Origin of the sequence: Elstera litoralis (genome assembly GCF_000963705.1) — a bacterium.
Classification (GTDB): domain Bacteria; phylum Pseudomonadota; class Alphaproteobacteria; order Elsterales; family Elsteraceae; genus Elstera; species Elstera litoralis.
In genome coordinates this window covers 1-1171 of record NZ_LAJY01000629.1, presented here as the reverse complement: position 1 = coordinate 1171, position 1171 = coordinate 1, and the positions used below count along the sequence as shown (strand labels likewise).

General features: G+C 58.8%; 1 protein-coding gene. It reads left to right on the top strand.

What is annotated here, in order from left to right:
* The first annotated feature begins 182 nt into the window (after positions 1 to 182).
* Positions 183 to 989 carry an ABC transporter ATP-binding protein gene (locus VZ95_RS18420; RefSeq protein WP_156995401.1) on the top strand — a complete coding sequence of 269 codons (807 nt, stop codon included), beginning with the start codon at positions 183 to 185 and terminating at the stop codon, positions 987 to 989.
* Positions 990 to 1171: the final 182 nt, after the last annotated feature.

Genomic DNA, 1171 nt, shown 5'->3' with positions numbered 1-1171 from the left:
CCCCAGCGCTTTGACTTGAGATGCGACGGTTTCGTTTTTGGTATTTTTCTTGCTTGGGCAGTTCCTGCTCAGCCTAAGCCAAAGCGGGCTGCACCGAGTTTCCCGGCTTGACTCGGGGGCTGGAAGCGCTGTGATAGAGACATGATGATGACGGGAGCGTGAACAGGGTGACGATGACCGAGATGGAACCGGCGACCAACGCACGCACGGCATCCGCCCTTCCGGCGGAGGCAATTGTAATTAAGGATTTGCGCAAGCGCTTCGGTACGCTGGAGGTGCTGAAGGGTATTTCCCTTGAAGCGCGCGACCATGATGTCATCGCTATTCTCGGCTCCTCCGGCTCGGGCAAAAGTACCTTTCTGCGCTGCATCAACCTGCTGGAAACGCCCGACGACGGCATTGTGTCGGTCAAGGGCGAGGTGATCGAGATGACCACCAAGCGCGGGCTACGCGTTCCGGCCAATCCACGCCAGGTGGAGCGGCTGCGCCAGAAGCTCGCGATGGTTTTTCAGCAGTTCAATCTGTGGCAGCATATGACCGTTTTGGAAAACGTCATCGAAGCGCCGATTCATGTTCTGGGGATGGACCGCAAGGCCGCCATCGCCAAAGCCGAGGCGATGCTGGAAAAGGTCGGCGTGATTGCCAAGAAGGATGGGTATCCGCTGGAGCTTTCGGGCGGGCAGCAGCAGCGCGTCGCCATCGCCCGCGCGCTCGCAATGGACCCGGACGCCCTATTGTTCGACGAGCCAACCTCGGCGCTCGATCCCGAGCTTGTCGGGGAAGTTTTAAAAGTGATGCACGATCTGGCCGCCGAAGGGCGCACCATGCTGGTCGTGACCCACGAAATCGGATTCGCCCGGGAGGTCTCCAATAAGGTGGTCTTCCTGCATCAAGGGCGGGTGGAAGAAGAGGGGACCCCGGCAGAAGTGTTGGGCAACCCCAAATCGGATCGGTGCCGACAATTCCTGTCGTCATCGCTCAAGGGATAGAATCCCGAACAGGATTTGGTTTTACGTTGGAACTTGGGAGAGTGACCGTGAAGAAGATTGTACTGGCTTTGGCCACCTTGGGCGTGGCGCTCACCTCGGGCGCCTATGCGCAAAGCGCAAAAACGCTGCGGTTGGGCACCGAAGGCGCTTACCCGCCGTTCAATTTCATCGATAAAGACGGC

Coding starts and splice junctions, on each gene's coding strand:
- VZ95_RS18420 (WP_156995401.1), top strand. CDS start 183: ATGGAACCGGCGACCAACGCACGCACGGCATCCGCCCTTCCGGCGGAG.